The sequence below is a fragment of the Armatimonas sp. genome, from assembly GCF_043760365.1.
Taxonomy (GTDB): Bacteria; Armatimonadota; Armatimonadia; order Armatimonadales; family Armatimonadaceae; genus Armatimonas.
Genome location: NZ_JAYUPA010000124.1, coordinates 1 through 2,266, shown reverse-complemented (window position 1 = coordinate 2,266; position 2,266 = coordinate 1). Strand labels below are relative to the sequence as shown.

The 2,266-nt window shown below is 58.4% G+C and carries 6 protein-coding genes; 5 read left to right on the top strand and 1 reads right to left on the bottom strand.

The window, feature by feature from the left end; genetic code table 11:
- Both ACH2EH_RS03310 and ACH2EH_RS03305 read left to right on the top strand, forming a co-directional pair.
- The coding region (locus tag ACH2EH_RS03310; RefSeq protein WP_395138944.1) for a hypothetical protein at window positions 1-191 on the top strand (191 nt) is incomplete at its 5' end.
- 2 nt (window positions 192-193) lie between these two features.
- Window positions 194-925, top strand: a complete 732-nt coding sequence (locus ACH2EH_RS03305) for a hypothetical protein (protein WP_395138941.1) — start codon at window positions 194-196, stop codon at window positions 923-925.
- Here the strand turns inward: ACH2EH_RS03305 and ACH2EH_RS03300 are convergent.
- On the bottom strand, window positions 922-1,173 hold the full coding sequence (locus tag ACH2EH_RS03300; RefSeq protein WP_395138939.1) for a hypothetical protein: 252 nt from the start codon (window positions 1,171-1,173) through the stop codon (window positions 922-924). The two genes, ACH2EH_RS03305 and ACH2EH_RS03300, sit on opposite strands and share 4 nt — an antisense overlap.
- Before the next feature lie 70 nt (window positions 1,174-1,243).
- Between ACH2EH_RS03300 and ACH2EH_RS03295 the strand changes: the two genes are divergently transcribed.
- From ACH2EH_RS03295 to ACH2EH_RS03285, 3 genes are all read left to right on the top strand, one after another.
- Window positions 1,244-1,822, top strand: coding sequence for a zeta toxin family protein (locus ACH2EH_RS03295; RefSeq protein WP_395138936.1), 579 nt, complete (start codon window positions 1,244-1,246; stop codon window positions 1,820-1,822).
- Window positions 1,785-2,009 (top strand): hypothetical protein, encoded by a 225-nt coding sequence (locus ACH2EH_RS03290; RefSeq protein ID WP_395138934.1) that lies wholly within the window; start codon window positions 1,785-1,787, stop codon window positions 2,007-2,009. Before ACH2EH_RS03295 ends, ACH2EH_RS03290 begins: the two co-directional genes overlap by 38 nt.
- A gap of 14 nt (window positions 2,010-2,023) precedes the next feature.
- On the top strand, window positions 2,024-2,266 hold a 243-nt coding region (locus tag ACH2EH_RS03285; RefSeq protein WP_395138932.1), incomplete at its 3' end, for a hypothetical protein.

Here is a 2,266-nt window from a genome sequence, read left to right as displayed (position 1 = left end):
AAGTGGGGCTGACCGGGCGGACGCGAGGAACCTACGGCTATCTCTGGGGCACGTGCGAGAGCTTCTTTCCTGAGGCGTTCAAGGCGGCCAGCAAGCTTGCCGTCTGCGATGCGCGGCAGGCGCTTGCAGCGCATCTGGACATGCCCGAGGCGCGTGTGGGAAAGCTCCTGCGCTGGCAGGCAGTGGACTAGCCATGCTCAACCAGCAAAGCACGTCAAAGGTCTATCCAGCAATAAAAGAGAAGCTCAGACCGGTGCACCTCCCCCCTCCTGAGATTACCAAAGCCCTCGCGGGCCTGAGCGCGGACACCGCCGCGACCTATCTGTGCCGGTGCGCCGTGGATGAGGACTTCACCCGGCGCGGGCGCGAGAAAGCGACACTGATCTGGCTGGCAATGGGCCTGCTTGTCTGGACAGCGCTCAATGTCTCTTGGGGATCGGTTAGCACCATGGGCTGGCCGTTATTTCTGGTCGGCCCTCTCTTGATCAGCCTGGCAGTCTGGCTCACCCAGCGGCGGTTTGGCCCCCTGCGAGACAATGCACTCACCGGGCTGACACAGGTCATCTTAGAGGTTCATGAGCGTGAGACACTGGAGCCTCTGTGCGAAACCACAGCACTGCTCAACGGAGGAAAGCGCCGCTGGGAAATGGAGATTGAGACGGCACTGCGCACAACAATCGCCCGGCTACTGACCCGGCTCTCAGCGGACGAAGCAGCACTCCTCGCAAATCCGGTTCGGGAGTTTTTACTGACCGCCATCACCGATAACCGCCACACCGAACTGACAGTCGCCGCTCTCTTGACTCTGGGCTCGGCGAGAGATGAGATTGCGCTCCCCTACGCCGAAACCCTCCGCGCAAGCCTGGTTGAGAATGTCAGGGAAGCGGCACTGGAGTACATTCAAGAGCTACGGGGCAGGGCTTAACGACAGATCAGAATGAGTCCCTCGTCTTCGAGGTCTTCGAGCAGACGACCCGCCGCAAATGTGGCAAACAGGGAACCGATCTCAAACTGGTAGCGCACAATGCGGTCACACTCCAACTGCATCAGCATGCTCGCCCGCTCGCCACCCGTAGCCACCCCAACAAGCACGCGGGTTCGCGCACCAAGCTGAGCGACCAGATCCACCGGGTCACCCGTCAGAAAAATTCCATCGTCCGTTACAAGTCGCATTACACTATTAGTCGGCACCTCCCCCATTATTTTTCAGATCACATCCGATCTATCCAGTACAATACGCAGTATGCCGCGACTGATCATTCTAGCAGGACCGAACGGGTCGGGGAAATCAACGATTGCACGGACATTTTTACCCGACGCAATGCCCTATCTCAATGCGGATGAGATCGCCAAGGAGCTTCGTCAGTCCGACTTTCGGGGGGTAGAAGTGCGGGCGGGACGTTTGCTCTTGGAGCGCTTGGATGCGCTCGCAAGCGAGGAGCAGGACTTTGCGCTAGAGACGACCCTCTCGGGGCGTGCGCTGGCGGTGCGCGTTTCAGACCTACGAGAGCGCGGCTACCAGATACACCTCTATTTCCTCTATCTCCCCAGCCCGGATATGGCTGTCGCACGCGTCCGGCAGCGCGTTCGCACCGGAGGGCACTCGATTCCCGAACCCACGATCCGGCGGCGCTGGGAGAGTGGCCTGCGCTGTTTCTACGATCTCTACCAGCCGCTGGCCGATGAGTGGCTGGTGCTGGACAATTCAACCCTTGAGGAACCGGACGTCATTGCGTACGGGACAACGCCACAACCCAAAGCGTGGCAGCAGATGAGAGCAAACTATGTCGAGCGACGAGTCAAAACCCAAGAAGCCGTTTGAGCTAAGCCATCTTCCGGTTGTTTTAAAAGCATTCAAAGCGGGAGTTGAGGCAGCCCTTGCGGAGCACAAACGCCACGATCAGTCCGTGGTGGTCTGGCGCGACGGCAAAGTGGTCGAGGTTCCTCCTGAAGAGATCCCCGATTTTCACGAAGAAAAACAAGAAACAGAAACAGAAAAAAAGGCGTAGGAGAACAGAAAAAGATGCAGAAGACCATAGGATTTGTTTGTGTCATCACTGGTTTATTCGCAATGGGATGCAACAGGGCACTCACAGCACCGGAGCTAAAGCCTGATATTGGGCCAGGAAAGGCATTTCAGTACCTCCGGCCTCAGGGTTGGAGAGGCTCCGGTCAAGTGGAGGTGGGGGGGAATTCCGGCTCTATCGAGCTGACATCCGGCACGGGTTTTGTTCGGATTGGGGCAGACCTGACGGGATCGCTCCAG